Consider the following 20,614-nt stretch of genomic DNA (forward strand, 5'->3'; position numbering starts at 1 on the left):
ACATCGCCCGCGACCTCTACCGACTCCTCGAACACCCCGCTTGACATCCATAGGAGCGTCCCGGCGCTCCCGGGTTCCTGATGCCGATCCACGACACCAGGCCGCCGACGAAGAGGAGCGCCGCGAGCACGACCGCCGTGCGCCGGTAGCCATCGACGTCCAGGTCGCCCGCGACGATGACGCCGATCGACGCGACCGAGACGAGACCCGCGATGCGGGCGACGGCGTTGTTCACCGCCGACCCGATGCCGGCGCGGGACGGGTCCACCGCCCCGAGGATCGCGGAGGTCAGCGGGGCGACGGTCATCGCCATCCCGAGGCCGACCACCACCATGCCCGGGAAGACCTGCCACCAGTACTGCACGGGCACGTCCACGACCACCGTCAGCAGATACCCGATGCCCACCACGATCGGTCCGGCCGTCATGAAGAACCGCGGACCGAACTTCCCGCCGAGCGTGCCGAACCAGGAGCCGAGGAGCACGAGCATCACCATCGGCGGCAGCGTGGCGAGTCCTGCGAGGGTCGCCGGGAATCCGCCGACCTCCTGCAGGAAGATGGGCAGCGCGAAGAGGCCGAGCATGAACGCGGCGTAGATGAACCAGGTGGCGAGGTTGCCCGCGGCGAAGTTGCGCGCCCGGAACAGGGACAGCGGCAGCATCGGCGTCGGCGCCTGCCGCTCCCACGTCACGAACGCGATGAGTGCGACGACGCCTACCGCCGCGGGGACGAAGACCAGGGGGTCGGCCCAGCCGAGGCGGCCCTGCTCGATGAGCGCGAAGACCAGTCCGCCGAGGCCGACGACGCCGAGGGTCGCGCCGAGCCAGTCGACGCGCGCGCGATCCGGGTTCGGCTCATCGCGACCCAGCGGGCGCATCATGATCAGGGCGACGGCGATCGGCAGCACGTTGATGGCGAACACGAGTCGCCACGACACGAGGTCGACGAACGCGCCGCCGAGGATCGGACCGACCAGGAAGGCGCTCGTGGTCCACGCCGTCCAGCGGCCGATCGCACGGCCCTGCTCGTCGGCGGCGAAGTTCGCGATGATGAGGGCGAGCGAGCTCGGCACGAGCAGTGCGCCGGCGGCACCCTGCAGCGCGCGCGCCACGATGAGCACCGTGCCGTCCATCGCGATCGCGCACACGATGGAGGTGACCCCGAAGCCGTAGAGGCCGATCCGCAGGATCCGCAGCCGGCCGAAGGAATCCGACAGCGACCCCGCCAGCAGGATCAACGACCCGAGCGTGAGCAGGTAGGCGTCGACCGCCCATTGCTGCAGCGTCAGGCCGCCGCCGAGCTCGTATTCGATGGCCGGAAGGGCGATGTTGATCACCGCGCCGTCGAGGAACGCGATGAATGCCACGACGATCGCGATGACGAGCACACGCGTCCGGCGGTCCATGCGCGCCATGCTACGCCCGGCGTCCGTCGGCGTCGGCGGCCGGGTGGGCGGCACCGATCAGCGTCCGGACAGCCGCTTCCGGAGCATCTCGATGCGCGACTGCAGCTGCGTCACGGTCGCCTGGGCGACCTCGGGCCCGCCGCACGCGCGCCGCAGCTCGGCGTGCACGAGCGAGTGCGCCTGCCCCGTCTGGCGGGCGTACAGCCCGACGAGGCTGTTGAGCAGCGAGCGCTGCTCCTTCAGAGTGCGGTACAGCGCGACCGGCTCGGCGCGCTCCTCGGCACCATCCTCGCCGTCCGACTCGCCCGCGGCCAGAGCGTGCTTGCGTCGATCCGACGCCCGGCGGGCCTGGCGCGCCTGTCGATGGCGCAGCAGTTCGTGGACCTGCTCGGGCTCGAGGATGCCGGGAATGCCGATGAAGTCGAGCTCCTCGTCGCTGCCGGGCTCGGCGAACGTGCCGAAGTCGGTGCCGTCGAACACGACGCGATCGAACGTCGCGTCGGACCCGAGCGCCTGCCAGGTGAACTCGTCCTGGAGCTCGTCGGACCCCTTCTCCTCGCGGTTGGCCGCCTCGAGCAGCCCGTCGTCGAGACCGGGGTCGTCGTCGTCTCCGCTGCGCCGATCGAGCGCGTGGTCGCGCTGGCGCTCGAGCTCGCCGGCGAGCGCCATGAGCACGGGCACGTTCGGGAGGAACACCGACGCCGTCTCGCCGCGCCGGCGCGCCCGGACGAACCGGCCGATCGCCTGCGCGAAGAAGAGCGGCGTCGACGAGCTCGTCGCGTAGACCCCCACCGCGAGCCGCGGCACGTCGACCCCCTCGGACACCATCCGCACGGCCACCATCCACCGGCTCGTGCCCTCGGAGAACTCCTCGATCCGGCCGGACGCCTCCTTCTCGTCGGAGAGCACCACGGTGACCTTCTCGCCGCAGACGCGCTCGAGGATCTCGGCGTAGGCGCGCGCGGTCGACTGGTCGGTCGCGATCACGAGGCCGCCGGCGTCGGGGATCGCGTGCCGCACCTCGGTGAGCCGCCGGTCGGCGGCCTGGAGGACGGACGGGATCCACTCCCCCGTCGGCTCGAGCGCGGTGCGCCAGGCCGCCGAGTGGATGTCCTTCGTCGCGTCCTCGCCGAGGCGCGCCTCCATCTCGTCGCCCGCCTTGGTGCGCCAGCGCATGCTGCCGGCGTAGACCATGAAGAGCACCGGGCGCACGACGCCGTCCTGGAGCGCCCGGCCGTAGCCGTAGTCGTAGTCGGTCCGGGAGACGCGGACGCCCTGCTCGTCGGGCGCGTAGTCGACGAACGGGATGGGCGCGGTGTCGCTTCGGAAGGGCGTGCCGGTGAGCGAGAGCCGCCGGGTCGCGGGCCCGAACGCCTCGCGGATCGCGTCGCCCCACGAGAGCGCGTCGCCGCCGTGGTGCACCTCGTCGAGGATCACGAGCGATCGGCCGGAGAGCGTGAGCTCGCGGTGCAGCGCGGGCCGCACGGCGACCTGCGCGTACGTCACGGCGACGCCGTGGAAGTGCCGGGCGGACCGGCCGTGGGCGTTGCGGAACCCCGGGTCGAGTCGGATGCCGACGCGCGCAGCGGCATCCGCCCACTGCCGCTTCAGGTGGTCGGTGGGCGCGACCACCGTGATGCGGTCGATCGTGCGTCGCGCCCGCAGTTCCGCCGCGATGCGGAGCGCGAAGGTCGTCTTGCCGGCGCCGGGGGTCGCTGCGGCGAGGAAGTCGCGCGGTTCGGAGGCGAAGTACTGCTCGAGCGCCTCGGCCTGCCAGGCCCGGAGCTTCGACGCGGTGCCCCACGGCGCACGGGCCGGGAACGAGGGTGAGAGGTGTTCGGCGGCCGAGGTGCCGGGCAGGTGGCTGCCGGTGGGGGTCGCGTTGCTCACTCTGCAGCACTGTAGTCGAGCCGGCCGACACGGATGTCGCGCGACGCACGCACGTGCATCCGACACGCCGCACCGGCGGCTCCCGGGCTGTGCAGAATGGAGGGATGGTCACCCAGCAGCATCCCTGGTCGAGATATGTCGCGATCGGCGACTCGTTCACGGAGGGCATCGGCGACCCCGAGCCCGGCGTGCCGGGCGGGCACCGCGGCTGGGCCGACCGCGTCGCCGAGGTGCTGTCGCAGGGCACCGACGACTTCGCCTACGCGAACCTCGCGATCCGGGGGCGGCTCATCCAGCAGATCATCGACGAGCAGGTCGAGCCCGCGATCGAGCTGCGCCCCGACCTCATCACGATCTCGGCGGGCGGCAACGACGTCATCCGTCCGCGCACCGACCCCGACGAGATCTCGGCGCGCTTCGAGTACGCGATCGAACGCCTGGCGCGCGACCGCGCGACGATCGTGATCTTCACGGGCGTCGACGTCGGCTTCTCCCCCGTGTTCCGCGGCATCCGCGGCAAGGTCGCGATCTACAACGAGAACCTCCGCGCGATCGCCCAGAAGCACGACTGCCTCGTCGCCGACCAGTGGGCGCTCGCCGAGATCCAGGACCAGCGGATGTGGGACCGCGACCGGCTGCACCTCAACGCCCTCGGGCATCACACCGTCGCCCGCATGGTGCTCGACGCGCTGAATGTCGGGAACGACCTCGAGCCGATGAAGCCCGAGCCGCTGCCCGAGCGAACCTGGCGCGAGGCGCGGACGGAGGACCTGTCGTGGGCGCGCGAGTACCTCGTCCCGTGGGTCATCCGACGCATCCGGCACCAGTCGTCCGGCGACCTCGTCACCCCGAAGCGACCGGCCGCGGGGCCGTACGCTTCGCGCCCGGAGTCGACGCCCGGCGACTGAGCGGGCGCCGCGCGCTCAGCCCGGGTGCGGCGCGTCGGCGATGACGCCCTCGTCGAGCGCGCCCGGGTTCGACAGGCGCCACCAGGCGCCCGGATCCTCGAGCGCGCCGTCGACCACGAGCGGGATCTCGATCACCTGCGAACCGGCGGTGACCGTCGCCACCCCGACCTCGTCGCCGTCGGCGACGAGTCGGAGCTCGTCGGCCTGCACCGCGACGTCGACCGGGGTGTCCGACCAGACGACGACGGTCGCGCCCTCGGTCGCGCGTGCCTCGGCCGTGTCGCCCCACGGCGTGGCGTAGGCCGCGAGCGGCCGGCCGGCCTCGAGGGCGACGACCTCGTGGAATCCGGGGCCGATCGAGTCGACGAGTCCCGCGACGGCCTGGCGCACGATCGCGTGCGTGTCGCCGCCGAGCACGACGCCGACCAGCGTGACGGATGCCTCGCCCACCGCGACATCGGCGGAGAACAGCAGGTTCGCCGCGTCATCCGTCGTGCCCGTCTTGATGCCGTCGATGCCGTGCGTGCCGAGCAGGCGGTTGGAGTTCTCGATCGTGCCGAGCTCGGGGATGTCGACCGACTGCGTGGCGACGATCTCCGCGAGAGTCGGGTCCTCGAGGGCGATCTCGCCGAGGCGGACGAGGTCGGCGGCGGTGCTGACGTCGTCGAGCGAGAGCCCGCTCGTGTCGACCACGCGGGTCTCCGTGAGCCCGTGCTCGGCGAGCCACGCGGTCGCGCGCTCGAGGTAGGCGTCGACCGAGCCGAACGCCCAGTTCGCGAGCGAGATGCTGTAGTTGTTGCCCGAGGGAAGCATCATCGCCTCGAGGCTCTCCTTCAGCGAGAGCTCGGAGCCGGCGACGACCGGCGCGACCGACCCGTTCTGGGCGATCATGTCCCAGTAGATGTCGATGTCGGCGTCGGTGTACGCGATCTGCGGGCCGCCCTCGCCGTCGGGGATGGGGTGCTCCTCGAGCACGACGAGCGCCGTGATCACCTTCGCGATGCTCGCCATGGGCATCGGCGAGTCCTCGCCGCCCGCGGCCATGAGTCCGTCGAAGCCGACCGCCCCGACCGCCCAGGTGCCGAAGCCGGGCTGGTCGACGGCCTGCGCCTCGGCGGCGACGGGCGCCGGGTCGTCGATCGCCGGTTCGGCGACCGGGATCGGCGCACCGAGCGCCGACGACGTGTAGATCCCGCCGCCGACGAAGAGGCCGAGGAGGACGGCGAGGACGGCGACCGCGACGATCCGCCGTCGCCGGTAGACCGCGGCCGACGGTTTCGTGGGTCGCGTCGGGGTGGGCGGAGCCGGGTCGAGCGTGCGAGACATCCGTTGCAGGATACCCAGCCGACCTATGCGAGCGCGTAGAGCGCCACGGCCGCGGCGGCCGCGACGTTCAGCGAGTCGACGCCGTGGGCCATCGGAATGGTGACGATCGCGTCGGCCGCGGCGAGCGCCTGTCGTGAGAGACCGTCGCCCTCGGCGCCGAGCACGAGCGCGAGCCGCTCGGGCGGGTCAGCCGCGAGTTCGCGCAGCGTGACGGCGCCGTCGGCGAGCGCGAGCGCCGCGACGGTGAAGCCGTGCGCGGTCAGCAGCTCGCGGGCCTCGACCCACTCGGGCAGCCGGGTCCACGGCACCTGGAAGACGGTGCCCATGCTGACGCGCACGCTCCGGCGGTAGAGCGGGTCGGCGCAGCGCGGGGTGACGAGCACGGCGTCGGCGCCGAGCGCGGCGACCGAGCGGAGGATCGCCCCGACGTTGGTGTGGTCGACGATGTCCTCGAGGATGACGACGCGTCGGGCGTTCGCGAGGAGGTCGGCGGGGTCGGGCAGCTCGGGCCGTTCGAACGCGGCGAGCGCTCCGCGGTGCACGCGGTACCCCGTGATCGCCTCGAGCCCGGCGGGGTCGGCGAGGTGCACCGGGATGTCGAACGGCGCGAGGTGCGGCTCGAGGTCGGCGAGCCACTTCTCCTCCATGAGCACGGAGCGCGGCGTGCACCCGGCGGCGATCGCGCGCCGGATGACCTTCGCGGACTCGGCGATGAAGACCCCGCGCTCGGGTTCGGTGATGCTGCGCAGGGCGACATCCGTCAGGCGGGCGTAGTCGGCGACTGCGTCGGATGACGCGTCGGTGACGTGTTCGATACGCACGTGGTCCTCCCGGTCGGCGGGCGTCATCCGGAAACATTCCGGAAAAGCTCCGCGTCTAGAATCGCAGCACCGTCGAAGGGAGACGCGCGTGGTCACTGGGATCGAGGCTCCGGCGCCGTCCGACGTGCTGCTCGACGAGGCGATCCGCCTCATGCGAGGGTCGCGCGTGGCGGTCCTCACGGGCGCGGGCGTGAGCACGGACTCGGGCATTCCCGACTACCGTGGTGAGGGCGCTCCGGTGCGCACGCCGATGACGGTGCAGACCTTCCTCGCGTCCGAGACGGCGCGCAAGCGCTATTGGGCGGGCAGCCACCTCGGCTGGCGGACCTTCGGCACGGCGCAGCCGAACGAGGGGCATCGCGCGCTCGCGCGGCTCGAGGAGTCGGGCGTGGTGTCAGGGGTCGTGACGCAGAACGTCGACGGCCTGCACCGCCGCGCGGGCAGTTCGCACGTGGTGGAGCTGCACGGGGCGTCCGATCGCGTGGTGTGCCTGACGTGCGGGCAGGTGTTCGCGCGGCAGTCGATCGCCGACCGGCTCGCCGCGGTGAACCCGCACATCGACCTCGACGTCGCGATCCGACCCGCGCCCGACGGCGACGTGGAGGTCGACGGCGTGGAGTCGATGGTGATCCCCGCGTGCACGGTGTGCGGCGGCATGCTGAAGCCCGACGTGGTGTTCTTCGGCGAGTTCGTGCCGACGCCGGTCTACCGGCAGGCGGCGGCGCTCGTGCAACGGGCCGACGTGCTCCTCGTGGCGGGCTCGTCGCTCGTCGTGAACTCCGGGGTGCGCCTGCTCGAGATCGCCCGGCGTCGCCGGGTGCCGATCGTGGTCGTGAACCGCGGTATCACGAAGGGCGACAGCCGCGCGACGGTCAAGCTCGACGCCGGTGCGACGGAGACGCTCACGGCGATGGCGGCGGCGCTCGCCTGAGACGAGCCGGGCGCGCCGGAAGCGCGCCGGAAGCGCGTCGCCTCAGCGCCGCCCGCGGGCGTGCGCCGCGCGTCGGTTCGTCCCGCCGACCTCGGTGAGCACCTCGAGCAGTCGTTCGGCCGAAGCACTCCACGTGAACCGCTTCGCGACCTCGACGGATGCCGCGGACCGGAGCTCCCACTCCCCGGGCGCGTCGAGCGAGGTGATCGCGCGAGCCGCGGCATCCGCGTCGTCGACCGCGAAGTAGGTCGCCGCCTCGCCGCCGATCTCGCGGAAGATCGGGATGTCGCTCACGACGACCGGCGTGCCGAGCCGCATGGCCTCGACGAGCGGGATGCCGAAGCCCTCGGCCTTCGACGCGGTCACGAGCGCCGTCGCACCCGCGAGCACGCTCGCGTACTCCTCGTCGGTCGCGCCGTCGTGGAACACGAGCCGCGCCTCGGGCGCGATGCGCGTGAGGCGCCGACGCTGTTCGTCGCTCACCCGGCTCATGAGGTGCAGCTCGTGGTCGGGCAGTTGCGCGAGGGCGCGCACGAGCGTCTCGACGCCCTTGTACGACATGAACGAACCCATGTACACGAGCCGGCCGCCCTCGGGCCGCGCGCGCGGCAGGTCGGGCGAGCCGATCTCGTCGGCGGCGTTCTGCACGACCGTGAGCGGCCGCTTGGTGAGCCGGTGCTTCCGGATCAGGCCGGCGCTCGTCTCGGACACGGTGACGACCGCGTCGGCCCGGTTCAGCAGCATCCGCTGCGGCCACCACATGAGGTGGTACAGGCGCCACAGCACGCGCACGAAGGCGGGCAGGTCGCGCGGCGGCGTGCGGTTCTCGTAGTAGATCAGGTCGTGGAGCGTCAGCACGAGCCCGTAGTCGCGCCCCCACGAGCCCATGGTCTGCATGGGCGAGAACACCACGTCGGGCTTCAGCTTGCGCACCTGCCGCGCCACCCACGGCTCGCGCACGCTCGTCGGCCCGCTGACGAGCTCCCACGGCAGTGCCGGCAGCTTGGCGAGCTGCCGGTGGTCGCTGATCAGCATGGTGAGCGGATGCCGCTTCGCGAGCTCGGCGACGATGCCCGCGGTGAACCGGCTGATGCCGTCGTGGTGGTCGATCCGGACGTACCGGCAGTCGACGAGGAGCCTCACGCCCGCTCGCCCTCGACGAACACGCGGATGTGCCCCGCCGCCTCGCCGGGGGTCTCGTAGTGGACCAGGTGGCCGACGTCGGGGATCACCGCGAGCGTCGCGTCGGCGAACAGCGGGTGGAGCCGGTACTGGGCCTCGATCGGGGTGACGTCGTCCTCCTCTGCGACGACGAGCAGGGTGGGGGTCGCGATCGCGGGCGCGTACTCGCGCACGTCGTGCCCGACGGATGCCTCGAACGCCTGCAGCACGGCGTCGCGGTCGTCGAACGCGGAGAAGTACCGGTCGTGCTGGTCGTGGATGAACCGGCGCAGTTCGGGATCGCGCGTCTTCGCCATGGTGACGCTCATGACGCGCACGATCGCGCGATTCCGCAGCAGCGCGAATCCGGCGCGCTCCGGGAGCGCGGCGGCGGCGCGGTAGTAGGCGACGGCGAGGCGCGTCATGATCGCCCGGGGCCCCTCGAGGGCGGGCGCACCGATCGGGTTGACCAGGATGAGCCGGTCGGGCGCGAGACCGGCCGCGACGGCGGCGCTCGTGACGATCGAGCCGAACGAGTGGCCGAGCAGGGTCCAGGCGCCGGCGCTCGCCGCGGCATCCGTCGCGCCCACGACGTCGACGAAGGCGACGAGCCAGTCGGCGTAGGCGTCGATGTCGTGCGGCCGGTCGGCGAACGTCGAGGATGCGCCGAACCCGGGCAGGTCGGGGATGATCACGCGGTAGCCGGGGAGCTTCGCCACGATCGGCTCGAGGCCGTGGTGGTCGCCGCGGAAGCCGTGCACGGCGACGATGAGCGGGGCGTCATCCGGGCCGTACTCCCACCATGCGGTCTCGCTGCCCAGGACGGCGGCACGGTGCTCGCGGACGGGGATCCGCTCGAGGTCGACGGCGTACGGTGAGGCGATCATCCCCAGCATCCTACGGCGCGCCACCTGAGCGCTGTCGGAGGCCGCGGATACCGTGACCGGCATGGAGCACTCCCCCGTCGCATCCTGGGCCGACACCCTCGCGGTGTTCGACCTCGAGACCACCGGCATCGACATCGACACCTGCCGCATCGTGACCGCCCACGTCGGCGTGATCGGGGCGGATGGCGCGGTGCTCGAGCAACGCGAGTGGCTCGTCGACCCCGGCGTCGAGATCCCGACGGCGGCGAGCCTGATCCACGGGGTGACGACCGAGCGCGCCCGTCTCGAGGGCCAGGCGGCCGCGCAGGCGGTCGCCGAGATCATCGATGCGCTGCGGGAGTCCGCGGGCCGCGGCCACCCGATCGTCGCGTACAACGCCGCCTACGACCTGTCGGTGCTCCATCGCGAGGCCGAGCGGTACGGACACGAGGCGTTCCGCGGGCCCGGGTTCGTGATCGACCCGCTCGTCATCGACAAGGCGGTCGACCGTTTCCGGCGCGGCAAGCGCACGCTCACCGCGGCGTGCGAGCACTACGGCGTCGAGCTGACCGCGGCGCACGACGCGGGCGCCGATGCGATCGCCGCCGGCCGAGTGGCGCAGGCGATCGCGCGCGCCTTCCCCGAGCTCGCGGCGACCGCGATCGCCGAGCTGCACGCCAGCCAGGTCGACTGGTCGCGCGAGCAGGCCGAGAGCTACCAGGAGTGGCGCCGCATGAACGGCGAGCCCGAGTTCACGACCTCGGGGGCCTGGCCGCTCCGCTGAACTCGGGCCGGAAGTCCGTCGCGCGAGGGCGTCCGACGTGGGAGCCTTGTGCTATGTCGGAACGACCGCCCGTCCGCTCAGCGACCGACGCGCTCCTCGAGGCGAGCGCACTCTGGATCCTCGGCGACAGCCCGCCCGGCTTCCTCGTCGACGCGGCCGTCGAGGCGACCGTCGCGGGGCTCGACTCCCCCGCGCTGCACGAGCTCGCCGGCATGTCCGACGCCGACTCGCCGTGGGACCTCCGGGAGGCGCTCGGCCGCGCACTCGTCGAGCTCGACGCGAGCGTGCCCGACCCGCGCGACCCCGCGACCCTGCAGCTCGCGCTCCGCGAGCTCGCCGCGCAGTTCCTGCACGAGCGCATCTCGATCCGCGAACTCGTCGACCGCGCGCGGTCGGTGATCGACGAGGGCGCGGGCACGCCCCACGAGGCCGAGGCGCTCCTGGCGGCCGGTGAAGCGCTCGATGCCGGTCGGATCACGGCGCACCAGGCGCAGCTCGACGCGTTGGACTGGGCGGCGGGGCTCACCCGGGCATGACGCGGGCATGACGAAGGGGCGGACGACCGAAGTCGCCCGCCCCTGTCGTGGAGCGTCTTACGCGCCGAAGCCCTTGAAGCGCTTGTTGAACTTCTCGACGCGGCCGGCCGAGTCCATGATGCGCTGCTTGCCCGTGTAGAACGGGTGCGAGGCCGACGAGATCTCGACGTCGATCACCGGGTACGTCTCGCCGTCGAGCTCGATGGTCTTGTCGCTGGTCACCGTCGAGCGGGTGAGGAACGTCTCGCCCGAGGCGAGGTCGCGGAAGACGACGGCGTTGTACTCGGGGTGGATTTCGGTCTTCATGAGAATCCTTGCTTGATCGGATGTTGGGGTCGCCCCGCCTCGAGGGCAGGGAAGCGTGTCGGCCTTTGGCCAAAACACGATTCTAGCAGAGACGGGCGTCTCGGTGCGTCACCGCGCGGCGCGTGCCGTGTAGCGGCCATCGCGCTCGGTGAGCTCGATCGGCATGCCGAACGTGTCGCTGAGCGTCTCGGAGGTGAGCGCCTCGGCGATCGGACCGGCCGCGCGGATCGACCCATCGGCGAGGAGCAGCGCGTGCGTGAACCCCTCGGGGATCTCCTCCACGTGGTGGGTCACCATGACGATCGCGGGCGACGACTTCGACGACGCGTAGCCGCCGAGGAGTGCCACGAGCTCCTCCCTGGCGCCCAGGTCGAGGCTCGCGGCCGGCTCGTCGAGCAGCAGCAGCTCGGGGTCGGTCATGACCGAGCGCGCGATCTGCACGCGCTTCTGCTCGCCGTCGGAGAGACTGCCGAACCGGCGCTCGGCGAAGCCGTCGAGGCCCCACTCCTTGAGCACGCGCTGCGCGCGCCGGTCGTCGATCGACTCGTACTCCTCGTTCCACCGGCCGGTGACCGAGTAGGCGGCGGTGAGCACGGTGTTCAGCACGCTCTCGTTCCGCGGGATGAGCCGGGCCATCGCGGTGGAGGCGAACCCGATCATCGGTCGAAGCTCGAAGACGTCGACCTTGCCGAGCGCCTCCTGCAGCACCTCGACGGAGCCCTTCGTGGGGTGCATCGCCGCGGCGGCGATCTGCAGCAGCGTGGTCTTGCCCGCGCCGTTCGGCCCGAGGATCACCCAACGCTCGTCGGATGCCACGTTCCAGTCGATGCCGTCGAGGATCGTGTTGCCATCGCGAACCACCGACACATGCTGGAACTGCAGAACCGTAGACGCCATGGTCTCCAGCCTAGTGGGACGAGGTGGGCCGTCCCGCGCAGCGGGAGGGCGTCACCGACCGGCGAGGACGCGCTCGTACAGCGCTCGGGTGTCGGCCGCGATCGCGCCCCAGGCGAAGTGCTCCTCAGCGCGTCGGCGGCCCGCCGCGCCCATCTCCCGCGCTCGCGCGGGGTCGGCGACGACGCGCTCCAGCGCAGCGGCGAGATCGGCGACGAAACGGTCGGGATCCAGTGGCGTGCCGGTGCCGTCGTCGTGCTGCTCGATGGGGACGAGCACGCCCGTGACGCCGTCGTCGACGACCTCGGGGATGCCGCCGGTCGCGGTCCCGACCACCGCCGCACCGCACGCCATCGCCTCGAGGTTCACGATCCCGAGCGGTTCGTACACCGACGGGCAGACGAAGCACGTCGCCGCGGTGAGCAGGGCCGTGAGTTCGCCCCGCGGCAGGTGCCGGTCGATCCAGACGACGCCCTGTCGGGTCGCGGCGAGCTCGTCGACGAGCCCCGACACCTCGGCCATGATCTCCGGGGTGTCGGGCGCGCCCGCACAGAGCACGAGCTGCACGTCGTCGGGCAGCGAACGCGCCGCGCGCAGCAGGTACGGCAGGCCCTTCTGGCGCGTGATCCGGCCGACGAAGACGATCGACGGACGATCGGGGTCGACGCCGAGCGACCGCGCGAGGTCGGGGTCGTCGTTCGCGCGCCAGTCGGTCAGGTCGATGCCGTTGTAGACGACCGAGACCTTCGCCGGGTCGATGTCGGGGTACGAGCGCAGGATGTCGCGCCGCATGCCGTCGCTCACCGCGATCACCGCGTCGGCGTCCTCGAATGCCGTGCGTTCGACCCAGCTCGACACGCGGTAGCCGCCGCCGAGCTGCTCGGCCTTCCACGGCCGGAGCGGCTCGAGGCTGTGCGCCGTCACGACGTGCGGGATGCCGTGCAGCGCCTTCGCGGTGAAGCCCGCGAAGTTCGCGTACCAGGTGTGGGAGTGCACGAGGTCGGCGCCCGCGGCATCCTGCGCCATCAGCAGGTCGACGCCCATGGTCGACAGGGCCGCGTTCGCGCCCGCGAACTCGGCGGGGGTCGGGTACGCGGTGGTGCCCGACTCCTCCCGCGGGGCGCCGAAGCAGCGGACCCGGACGTCGATGTCGCGGCGAAGCGCGCGGACGAGTTCGGCGACGTGCACGCCGGCCCCTCCGTAGATCTCGGGCGGGTATTCGCGCGTGAGCAGGTCGACTCGCATGCGGCAACGTTAGCCCCAGTCGGACACGGGCCGTCAACCACCTGTCATCTGCGGCGCCGGGCTGACTACGCTGGGCACATGGCTACGCGGAAGATCTTCGGAATCGTGCTCGCGGGCGGCGAAGGCAAGCGCCTCATGCCCCTGACCGAGGACCGTGCCAAGCCGGCGGTGCCGTTCGGCGGTCAGTACCGCCTGATCGACTTCGCACTCTCGAACCTCATCAACTCCGGCCTCCAGCAGATCGTGGTGCTGACCCAGTACAAGTCGCACAGCCTCGACCGCCACGTGTCGCAGACGTGGCGCCTCGACGGCATGCTCGGCTCGTACGTGGCATCCGTGCCGGCCCAGCAGCGCCTCGGCAAGCGCTGGTTCTCGGGTTCGGCCGACGCGATCCTGCAGAGCCTCAACCTGATCTACGACGAGCAGCCCGACATCATCGTCGTGGTCGGCGCCGACCACGTCTACCGCATGGACTTCAGCCAGATGATCCAGGCGCACATCGACTCGGGCGCCGAGGCGACGGTCGCGGCCATCCGCCAGCCGATCTCGCTCGCGAACCAGTTCGGGGTCATCGAGATCGACCCGAAGTCGCCCGACCGCATCCACCGCTTCCTCGAGAAGCCGAGCGACCCCGAGGGCCTGCCCGACTCCCCCGGCGAGGTGCTCGCCTCGATGGGCAATTACGTCTTCAACGCCGACGCGCTCATCGACGCCGTGCTGCGCGACGGCGAGCGCACCGACTCCAGCCACGACATGGGCGGCGACATCATCCCCGCGTTCGTGTCGCAGGGCAAGGCCGGCGTCTACGACCTCAAGGGCAACGACGTGCCCGGCTCGACCGACCGCGACCGCTACTACTGGCGCGACGTGGGAACGATCGACTCGTTCTTCGAGGCCCACCAGGACCTCATCTCGGTGCTGCCGGTGTTCAACCTGTACAACCAGGAGTGGCCGATCTTCAGCCAGCAGGTCAACTCGCCGCCCGCGAAGTTCACGCGCGACGCGCGCGGATCGCTCGGCACCGTGATCGACTCGATCGTCTCGCTCGGTTCGGTCATCTCGGGCGCGCACGTGGAGCGCAGCGTGCTCGGACCGTGGGCGATCGTCGGCTCGGGCGCGAACGTGTCCGACTCGATCCTCTTCGACCGCGCCCGTATCGAGGCGGGTGCCACCGTGCGCCGCGCCATCCTCGACAAGGAGGTCGTCGTCGAGGCCGGAGCGCACATCGGCGTCGACCGTGCCGAGGACCGCGCGCGCGGCTTCGTCGTCACTGACAGCGGCATCACCGTCGTGGGCAAGGGGTCCCACGTGCGGAAGCACGCGTGAGTCGCGGCACCACCGGCCGCGCGGGCGGCCTCCTCGTCGTGCTCGACGCCGACTCGACGTTGATCCGCGAGGAGGCGATCGAGCTGCTCGCCGAGGCGGCGGGGAGCCTCGAGCACGTCGCCGCAGTCACCGAGCGCGCGATGCGCGGCGAGCTCGACTTCGCCGCGAGCCTCCGCGAACGCGTGGCGACGCTCGCCGGCCTCCCGGTCGTCGAGGTGCTCGCCGCACGCGAGCGACTCACGCCCACGCCCGGCGTGCAGGAGCTGATCGACGGCGTACATGCAGCGGGCGGCCGCGTCGGCGTGGTCTCGGGCGGCTTCCACGAATTGCTCGACCCGCTCGCCGCGCGGCTCGGGCTCGACTTCTGCCGGGCGAACCGCCTCGAGGTCGAGGCTGACCGGCTCACCGGGCGCGTGCTCGGCGACATCGTCGACGCCGAGGCGAAGCGGCGCGCGCTCGAGGAGTGGGCCGCGGCATCCGGCACCCCGCTCTCGCGGACGATCGCAGTGGGCGACGGCGCGAACGACCTGCGCATGCTCGACCGCGCGGCGCTCGGCGTCGCGTTCTGCGCGAAGCCGGTCGTGCGGGCGCAGGCGGACGTCGCGATCGACCGGGTCGACCTCAGCGGCGTGCTGGCGCTCGCGGGCCTGCGCGGCTGATCGTCGCGCGGAGACCACGACGCCCCCGTCCGCCTGAAGCGGCCGAGGGCGTCGGATTAGATGTGCGGGCGCTCAGTGCCCCATGCCGAGGCCGCCGTCGACGGGGATGACGGCGCCCGAGATGTAGCCGGCGTCGTCGCCCGCCACCCACGCGACGACCTTCGCGACCTCCGACGGGGTCGCGAAGCGGCCTGCCGGGATGCTCTTCTTGTACTCGGCCTGCTGCGCCTCGGGAAGCGCGTCGGTCATGTCGGTCTCGATGAAGCCGGGCGCGATGACGTTGGCGGTGATGTTCCGCGCTCCGAGCTCGCGGGTGATGGAGCGGGCCATGCCGACGAGCGCGGCCTTCGACGACGAGTAGTTGACCTGGCCGGCGCCGCCGTAGAGGCCGACGACGCTCGAGATGAGCACGATGCGCCCGAAGCGGGCCTTCAGCATGCCCTTCGAGGCGCGCTTGACGACGCGGAACGCGCCGGTGAGGTTGGTGTCGACGACGCTCGTGAACTCCTCCTCGCTCATGCGCATGAGGAGCGTGTCGCGCGTGATGCCCGCATTCGCCACGAGGACCTCGACCGGTCCGAGCTCGGCCTCGATCTCGGTGAACGCGCGGTCGATCGACTCGGCGTCGGTGACGTCGGCGCGCACGGTGAGCGTGCCCGCGGGGCCGTCCCCGGAGCGCGCGGTCACGGCCACGCGGTGGCCCTGCGCGACGAACTCCTCGGCGATCGCGTAGCCGATCCCCCGGTTGCCTCCGGTCACCAGCACCGTGCGGCTCGTGGTCATGGCGGGACTCCGTCTCTCTGGGGGGCTGTGTCGGCCGACGCGCGGATTCCGGCGTGCTCGGCTGGAAGGGTGCGCGACAGGGGCGCGCGACCCGTCCCAGCATAGAGGTTGCCGAGTGCGCGGCATCCGTCGCCCGCAGCGGACGTAGGCTTGAGGTGAGGAGCGCCGCAGTCCACGGCGACCACCATGAAGCACCCACCCCTGCAGTCGATCACGTCGCTGCCTCCGTCGCCCGACGAGGAACGACGTGCCCGCATGATCAAGTACACGGTCATGATGTCGATCCGCGTCGCCTGCATCGTCGCGCTGCTGTTCGTGCAGGGCTGGTGGCTGCTGGTGTTCGCGCTCGGCGCGGTGTTCCTGCCGTACTTCGCGGTCGTCGTCGCGAACGTGGCGACGACGCGCCGCTCCGACGTCGAGAGTCCGGGCGGCATCGTGCCGCTGCGCCGCGCCGACGGCGGGACGGACTGGACGACGGCGGATGCCGCGGGCGACGCCCAGCCGTCGGCATCCGACCGGGCCGGCTCGACCGACGGTTCCGGCGCTGCGCCCGAGCCCGACGCGCCGTCGGCCGAGCGCCCGAACGATGATCGCCCGGCCGACGACCGGGAGGGCGACCGGTGATCGGCCTCTCCTCCGCCGCCCTGGAGGGCGGCTGCTCCCGCGCGGGATGCCGCGAGGGCGCGACGTGGCGCATCGACTGGCGGAACCCGAAGATCCACTCGGAGGACCGCGTGAAGACCTGGCTCGCGTGCGACGAGCACGTCGAGTACCTGCGCGACTTCCTCGCCTCGCGTTCCTTCCCGGTGCGGGTGGCGGCGTTCGAGGCGACGGATGCCGCGCCCGCGGCGCCGCTCGGCCGAGACGCCCGCTCTGGCGGTGAGGGCGCATGAACCGCTGGCGGTTCCTCGCCTCGCCCCGCTGGGCGGGCTACCTCGCACTCGTCATCGTGTTCGCGATCGCGTGCTCGGCGCTCGGCACCTGGCAGCTCAACCGCCGCGCCGAGGCGCTCGCCGAGGTCGCCCGCATCGACGCGAACTACGACGCCGACCCGGTGCCGCTCGCCGAGGCGCTCCCCGAGCCCGACGGCTTCGACATCGACCAGCGCTGGCAGGTGGTCGCCGCGACCGGCGAGTACCTCGCCTCGGAGGAGGTCGTCGTCCGCAACCGCCCGTACGGCGGCAGCACGGGCTTCGAGGTGATCACGCCGTTCCGGCTGGCCGACGGCACGGTGTTCATGGTCGACCGCGGCTGGATCCCGCAGGACTCCGACGGGCGTCCGTCGGAGGTCGCCGCGCCGCCCGCCGGCGAGGTCGAGATCACGGCGCGCCTCAAGGCGGGCGAAGGACGGATCGCGGGCCGCACGTCGTCGGGCACGGAACTCGCGACGATCGACCTCGACGAGCTCGCCGATCGCGTCGGCGCGCCCGCCTACACGGGCGCCTACGGCATCCTCATCCAATCGGGTGCCGCCGCGAGCGAACCGCCGGTGGCACTCCCCCGGCCGGTGCGCGACGAGGGGCCGCATCTCTCGTACGCGCTGCAGTGGTTCGTGTTCGCGCTGCTCGCGTTCATCGCGTTGGCCTGGTTCGCGAACCAGGAGCGCAAGGTGCTCGAAGCGGATGCCGCGGGGGCGGGTGCGGTCGGGGCGGACGACGGGCGCGTGGCCGCGCCATCCGCTCGCCAGGTCGACCCGGCGAGCCGCACACGTCGATCGAGTCCGCGACAGCGCCCGGCGAAGGCCGATCGACGCCGGACGGACGCGGACGTCGAGGACGAGATCCTCGACCGGCGCTAGGCCTTCGCGACCTCCGTGCCGCGCAGGATCGACGTCATCTTCTTGCCGCGCGCGACCTCGTCGACGAGCTTGTCCATGTAGCGGATCTTCTGCATGAGCGGGTCCTCGATCTCCTCGACGCGCATGCCGCAGATGACGCCCGTGATGAGCGAGGCGTTCGGGTTCATCGCCGGGGCTTCCGCGAAGAACGCCTCGAGGGTGCGCCCGTCGGCGATCGCCTCGTCGAGCCCGGCGTCGTCGTAGCCGGTGAGCCACGTGATGACCCGGTCGAGCTCGGCCTTGCTGTGGTCCTTCCGCTCGACCTTCTGCACGTACAGCGGGTAGATGCTGCCGAAGCTCATCCCGTAGATCCGGTGTGCGGACACGTGTTCCTCCTCGGGTCGACGGCGGCCTTGCCGAGACTCAAGACTACGCGGCCGGATTTCGACCGTTGAGCGGGCGGTGCCCGTACGGCTCGGCGGCACCTCGCGACTGCCGGACCACTGGCCGCGGGCCGGTCCCGGTGGGACACTTCGGGTATCCATCCGCTGACGAGGAGGTCATGATGAGCGATACGGCTGTCGATGAGGTCGAGGCGGTGCTCCGGGAGTGGGCGGAAGCCTATCGGGCGAGGGACATGGGTGCGCTCCTGCGAAACGCGATCGGGGACGACGTCCAACTCGTGGGCACCGGCGCGGACGAGGTGCGGTTCGGCCTCGACGAGTACCGCGCCCAGGCGACGCGGGACTTCTCGCAGGCCGACGACGCGGAGTTCCGGCTCTCCAACCTCCGCGTGACGGCGATCGGCGGCGCCGCGTTCGCCTACTGCGATGTCACGGCGTCCGGCTCCGCCGGCGGGCAGCCGTTCGAGATGTCGGGCCTGCGCATGACGGTCGGGCTGGTGCGCACCGACGACGGCTGGCGGTTCGTGCAGACGCACCTGTCGGCCCCTGACCGCGCCCAGGCCGAAGGCCGGTCGTTCGAGGACTGACCGGCACAGCGCGTTCGGCTCGCGGGTAGGGTCTGCGGGCATGGACATGCTGAAGGGCGCGGAGATCGCCCGGGCCGATCTGGCCGACTGGCGGAAGCTGGCAGCCTCAGCGCTCCGATGTGGTCCCTCACGGGCAGACGCGGACCCTGCGTCCGTCGAAGCCGACGACGTCTCCGAGCACCAGCTGACGACCGCGTCGCCGATCGACCTCGCCGTTCACCGCCACGTGGCCGCCGATGACGGCCTCCTTCACGTCGCCGCCGGAGTCGAGGAGCCCGGCGAACTTCAGGAACCGCCCGAGCCGAATGCCCTCTCCGCCGATGGGGACGTCCTCGATCGGTGCGGGGTTCGTCATCCCTCAACGCTGGCCGACCGGATGCCGGCCCGAGCCGCCTGGCCCTACGCGAGCTCGATGAGCTCCTGGTACTCGCGACTCCAGTGGTCCTCGACGCCGTCGGGCATGATGAGCACGCGCTCGGGGTTCAGTGACTCGACCGCGCCGGGGTCGTGGGAGACGAGCACGACGGCGCCCTCGTAGTGCGCGAGCGCGTCGAGGATCTCCTCGCGGCTGGCGGGGTCGAGGTTGTTGGTCGGCTCGTCGAGGAGCAGTACGTTCGCGCCCGAGACGACGATGGTGGCGAGCGCGAGGCGCGTCTTCTCGCCGCCCGAGAGCACGCCGGCGGGCTTGTGCACGTCGTCGCCGGTGAACAGGAACGAGCCGAGGACCTTGCGCGCCTCGGTCTCGGTGAGGTTCGGCGAGGCGCTGACCATGTTCTGCAGCACGGTCCGCGAGACGTCGAGCGTCTCGTGCTCCTGCGCGTAGTAGCCGATCCGCAGCCCGTGGCCGGCGTCGACGACGCCCGTGTCGGGTCGGTCGACGCCCGCGAGGATGCGGAGGAGGGTGGTCTTGCCCGCGCCGTTCAGGCCGATGATGACGACCTTCGAGCCGCGGTCGATCGCGAGGTCGACGGCCGTGAAGATCTCGAGCGAGCCGTAGCTCTTCGACAGGTCGGCAGCGGTCAGGGGGGTGCGTCCGCAGGGCGCGGGGGTCGGGAACCGCAGCTTGGCGACCCGGTCGACGGCGCGGACCTCCTCGAGCCCCGACAGGAGCTTCTCGGCGCGCGCGACCATCTGGTGGGCGGCCGCGGCCTTCGAGGCCTTCGCGCCGAACTTCGCGGCCTGCTGCCGCAGCGCGTCGGCCTTCTTCTCGGCGTTCGCGCGCTCCTTCTTGCGGCGCTCCTCGTCGGCCGCGCGCTGGCGGAGGTAGTGCTTCCAGCCCATGTTGTACACGTCGATGACCGAGCGGTTCGCGTCGAGGTAGAACACGCGGTTCACGACCTCGCCGACGAGCTCGACGTCGTGGCTGATGACGATCACGCCGCCCCGGTAGCCCTTCAGGAACTCGCGGAGCCACACGACCGAGTCGGCGTCGAGGTGGTTCGTCGGCTCGTCGAGGATCATCGTGTCGGCGTCCGAGAACAGGATCCGCGCGAGCTCGATGCGCCGACGCTGGCCGCCCGAGAGGGTCTTCAGCGGCTGGTCGAGGATCCGGTCGGGCAGGTTCAGGTTCGACGCGATCGACGCGGCCTCGGCCTCGGCGGCGTACCCGCCGAGCGCGGTGAACCGGTCGGTCAGCGTGCCGAAGCGCTTCATCGCCTTCTCGGCGACGACGGGGTCGCTCGAGCCCATCTTCTCGGACGCCTCGCGCATGCCGACGACGAGCGAACCCAGCCCGCGCGCGTCGAGGATGCGCGTGCGGGCCAGCATCTCCGGGTCGCCCGAGCGCGGATCCTGCGGCAGGTACCCGATCTCGCCGGAGCGGTCGATGCGACCGTCGGTGGGCAGCGTCTCGCCGGCGAGCGTCTTCGTCAGCGTCGTCTTGCCGGCGCCGTTGCGCCCGACGAGGCCGATCTTGTCGCCCGAGGAGACGCGGAAGCTCACGTCCTCCATGAGCAGGCGCGCACCGACGCGGATCTCGAGGTCGTGGACGGCGAGCACGGTGACC

At 71.8% G+C, this 20,614-nt stretch carries 23 protein-coding genes; 10 read left to right on the top strand and 13 right to left on the bottom strand.

Annotated features, from left to right (window positions below; all coding sequences use genetic code 11):
* Positions 1-16 precede the first annotated feature (16 nt).
* A complete protein-coding gene (locus tag GJ743_RS13010) occupies positions 17-1,405 on the bottom strand; it encodes an MFS transporter (protein ID WP_155052349.1) in 1,389 nt (462 codons plus the stop codon).
* A 57-nt stretch (positions 1,406-1,462) separates the two neighbouring features.
* Positions 1,463-3,295 carry a DEAD/DEAH box helicase gene (locus tag GJ743_RS13015; RefSeq protein WP_328289167.1) on the bottom strand — a complete coding sequence of 611 codons (1,833 nt, stop codon included), beginning with the start codon at positions 3,293-3,295 and terminating at the stop codon, positions 1,463-1,465.
* Between the two features lie 104 nt (positions 3,296-3,399).
* On the opposite strand from GJ743_RS13015, the gene GJ743_RS13020 reads away from it, so the two are divergent.
* Positions 3,400-4,203 carry an SGNH/GDSL hydrolase family protein gene (locus GJ743_RS13020; protein ID WP_155052350.1) on the top strand — a complete coding sequence of 268 codons (804 nt, stop codon included), beginning with the start codon at positions 3,400-3,402 and terminating at the stop codon, positions 4,201-4,203.
* Between the two features lie 15 nt (positions 4,204-4,218).
* Here GJ743_RS13020 and GJ743_RS13025 read toward each other — a convergent pair whose 3' ends face one another.
* The gene (locus GJ743_RS13025) at positions 4,219-5,529 is read right to left on the bottom strand and encodes a D-alanyl-D-alanine carboxypeptidase family protein (protein ID WP_155052351.1); all 1,311 of its coding nucleotides are present in this window, start codon (positions 5,527-5,529) and stop codon (positions 4,219-4,221) included.
* Between the two features lie 23 nt (positions 5,530-5,552).
* A complete protein-coding gene (locus tag GJ743_RS13030) occupies positions 5,553-6,377 on the bottom strand; it encodes a TrmH family RNA methyltransferase (RefSeq protein WP_155052352.1) in 825 nt (274 codons plus the stop codon).
* A gap of 124 nt (positions 6,378-6,501) precedes the next feature.
* Here GJ743_RS13030 and GJ743_RS13035 point away from each other — a divergent pair, with 124 nt between their 5' ends.
* Complete coding sequence (locus tag GJ743_RS13035) at positions 6,502-7,281, top strand: Sir2 family NAD-dependent protein deacetylase (RefSeq protein ID WP_155052417.1); 780 nt, start codon at positions 6,502-6,504, stop codon at positions 7,279-7,281.
* Positions 7,282-7,323: 42 nt separating this feature from the next.
* Here the strand turns inward: GJ743_RS13035 and GJ743_RS13040 are convergent, their stop codons facing one another.
* Both GJ743_RS13040 and GJ743_RS13045 read right to left on the bottom strand, forming a co-directional pair.
* Positions 7,324-8,424, bottom strand: coding sequence for a glycosyltransferase family 4 protein (locus GJ743_RS13040; protein ID WP_328289168.1), 1,101 nt, complete (start codon positions 8,422-8,424; stop codon positions 7,324-7,326).
* Positions 8,421-9,329, bottom strand: a complete 909-nt coding sequence (locus tag GJ743_RS13045) for an alpha/beta fold hydrolase (RefSeq protein WP_155052353.1) — start codon at positions 9,327-9,329, stop codon at positions 8,421-8,423. Before GJ743_RS13045 ends, GJ743_RS13040 begins: the two co-directional genes overlap by 4 nt.
* Before the next feature lie 61 nt (positions 9,330-9,390).
* On the opposite strand from GJ743_RS13045, the gene GJ743_RS13050 reads away from it, so the two are divergent.
* Positions 9,391-10,092, top strand: coding sequence for an exonuclease domain-containing protein (locus GJ743_RS13050; RefSeq protein WP_155052354.1), 702 nt, complete (start codon positions 9,391-9,393; stop codon positions 10,090-10,092).
* 53 nt (positions 10,093-10,145) lie between these two features.
* A complete protein-coding gene (locus GJ743_RS13055) occupies positions 10,146-10,628 on the top strand; it encodes a hypothetical protein (RefSeq protein ID WP_155052355.1) in 483 nt (160 codons plus the stop codon).
* A 57-nt stretch (positions 10,629-10,685) separates the two neighbouring features.
* Here the strand turns inward: GJ743_RS13055 and GJ743_RS13060 are convergent, their stop codons facing one another.
* From GJ743_RS13060 to glgA, 3 genes are all read right to left on the bottom strand, one after another.
* Complete coding sequence (locus GJ743_RS13060; protein WP_155052356.1) at positions 10,686-10,934, bottom strand: type B 50S ribosomal protein L31; 249 nt, start codon at positions 10,932-10,934, stop codon at positions 10,686-10,688.
* 108 nt (positions 10,935-11,042) lie between these two features.
* The gene (locus GJ743_RS13065; RefSeq protein ID WP_155052357.1) at positions 11,043-11,831 is read right to left on the bottom strand and encodes an ABC transporter ATP-binding protein; all 789 of its coding nucleotides are present in this window, start codon (positions 11,829-11,831) and stop codon (positions 11,043-11,045) included.
* 51 nt (positions 11,832-11,882) lie between these two features.
* Positions 11,883-13,073, bottom strand: a complete 1,191-nt coding sequence (glgA, locus tag GJ743_RS13070) for a glycogen synthase (protein ID WP_155052358.1) — start codon at positions 13,071-13,073, stop codon at positions 11,883-11,885.
* 78 nt (positions 13,074-13,151) lie between these two features.
* Between glgA and glgC the strand changes: the two genes are divergently transcribed.
* Positions 13,152-14,399 (top strand): glucose-1-phosphate adenylyltransferase, encoded by a 1,248-nt coding sequence (glgC, locus tag GJ743_RS13075; RefSeq protein ID WP_155052359.1) that lies wholly within the window; start codon positions 13,152-13,154, stop codon positions 14,397-14,399.
* On the top strand, positions 14,396-15,058 hold the full coding sequence (gene serB, locus GJ743_RS13080; RefSeq protein ID WP_328289169.1) for a phosphoserine phosphatase SerB: 663 nt from the start codon (positions 14,396-14,398) through the stop codon (positions 15,056-15,058). Before glgC ends, serB begins: the two co-directional genes overlap by 4 nt.
* 72 nt (positions 15,059-15,130) lie before the next feature.
* Here the strand turns inward: serB and GJ743_RS13085 are convergent, their stop codons facing one another.
* Complete coding sequence (locus tag GJ743_RS13085; protein WP_155052360.1) at positions 15,131-15,841, bottom strand: beta-ketoacyl-ACP reductase; 711 nt, start codon at positions 15,839-15,841, stop codon at positions 15,131-15,133.
* Between the two features lie 186 nt (positions 15,842-16,027).
* Between GJ743_RS13085 and GJ743_RS13090 the strand changes: the two genes are divergently transcribed.
* From GJ743_RS13090 to GJ743_RS13100, 3 genes are read left to right on the top strand one after another with little or no spacing between them, the layout of a single operon-like run.
* Positions 16,028-16,465, top strand: coding sequence for a DUF3099 domain-containing protein (locus tag GJ743_RS13090; RefSeq protein ID WP_155052361.1), 438 nt, complete (start codon positions 16,028-16,030; stop codon positions 16,463-16,465).
* Positions 16,465-16,734 carry a hypothetical protein gene (locus tag GJ743_RS13095; RefSeq protein WP_328289182.1) on the top strand — a complete coding sequence of 90 codons (270 nt, stop codon included), beginning with the start codon at positions 16,465-16,467 and terminating at the stop codon, positions 16,732-16,734. The genes GJ743_RS13090 and GJ743_RS13095 overlap by 1 nt, the downstream gene beginning before the upstream one ends.
* Positions 16,731-17,639, top strand: a complete 909-nt coding sequence (locus GJ743_RS13100) for an SURF1 family cytochrome oxidase biogenesis protein (protein WP_155052362.1) — start codon at positions 16,731-16,733, stop codon at positions 17,637-17,639. The genes GJ743_RS13095 and GJ743_RS13100 overlap by 4 nt, the downstream gene beginning before the upstream one ends.
* Here the strand turns inward: GJ743_RS13100 and GJ743_RS13105 are convergent.
* Complete coding sequence (locus tag GJ743_RS13105; RefSeq protein ID WP_328289170.1) at positions 17,636-18,004, bottom strand: DUF2200 domain-containing protein; 369 nt, start codon at positions 18,002-18,004, stop codon at positions 17,636-17,638. The two genes, GJ743_RS13100 and GJ743_RS13105, sit on opposite strands and share 4 nt — an antisense overlap.
* Positions 18,005-18,183: 179 nt before the next feature.
* On the opposite strand from GJ743_RS13105, the gene GJ743_RS13110 reads away from it, so the two are divergent.
* On the top strand, positions 18,184-18,609 hold the full coding sequence (locus GJ743_RS13110) for a nuclear transport factor 2 family protein (RefSeq protein ID WP_196216998.1): 426 nt from the start codon (positions 18,184-18,186) through the stop codon (positions 18,607-18,609).
* Between the two features lie 127 nt (positions 18,610-18,736).
* Here GJ743_RS13110 and GJ743_RS13115 read toward each other — a convergent pair whose 3' ends face one another.
* Together GJ743_RS13115 and GJ743_RS13120 are read right to left on the bottom strand one after the other, a co-directional pair.
* Positions 18,737-18,964: an RNA-binding S4 domain-containing protein gene (locus tag GJ743_RS13115; RefSeq protein WP_155052364.1), complete on the bottom strand. Its 228-nt coding sequence runs from the start codon at positions 18,962-18,964 to the stop codon at positions 18,737-18,739.
* 44 nt (positions 18,965-19,008) lie between these two features.
* Complete coding sequence (locus tag GJ743_RS13120) at positions 19,009-20,607, bottom strand: ABC-F family ATP-binding cassette domain-containing protein (protein ID WP_328289171.1); 1,599 nt, start codon at positions 20,605-20,607, stop codon at positions 19,009-19,011.
* Between the last annotated feature and the right edge of the window lie 7 nt (positions 20,608-20,614).

Origin of the sequence: Agromyces bracchium, assembly GCF_009709675.1 — a bacterium.
GTDB classification, from domain to species: Bacteria; Actinomycetota; Actinomycetes; order Actinomycetales; family Microbacteriaceae; genus Agromyces; species Agromyces bracchium.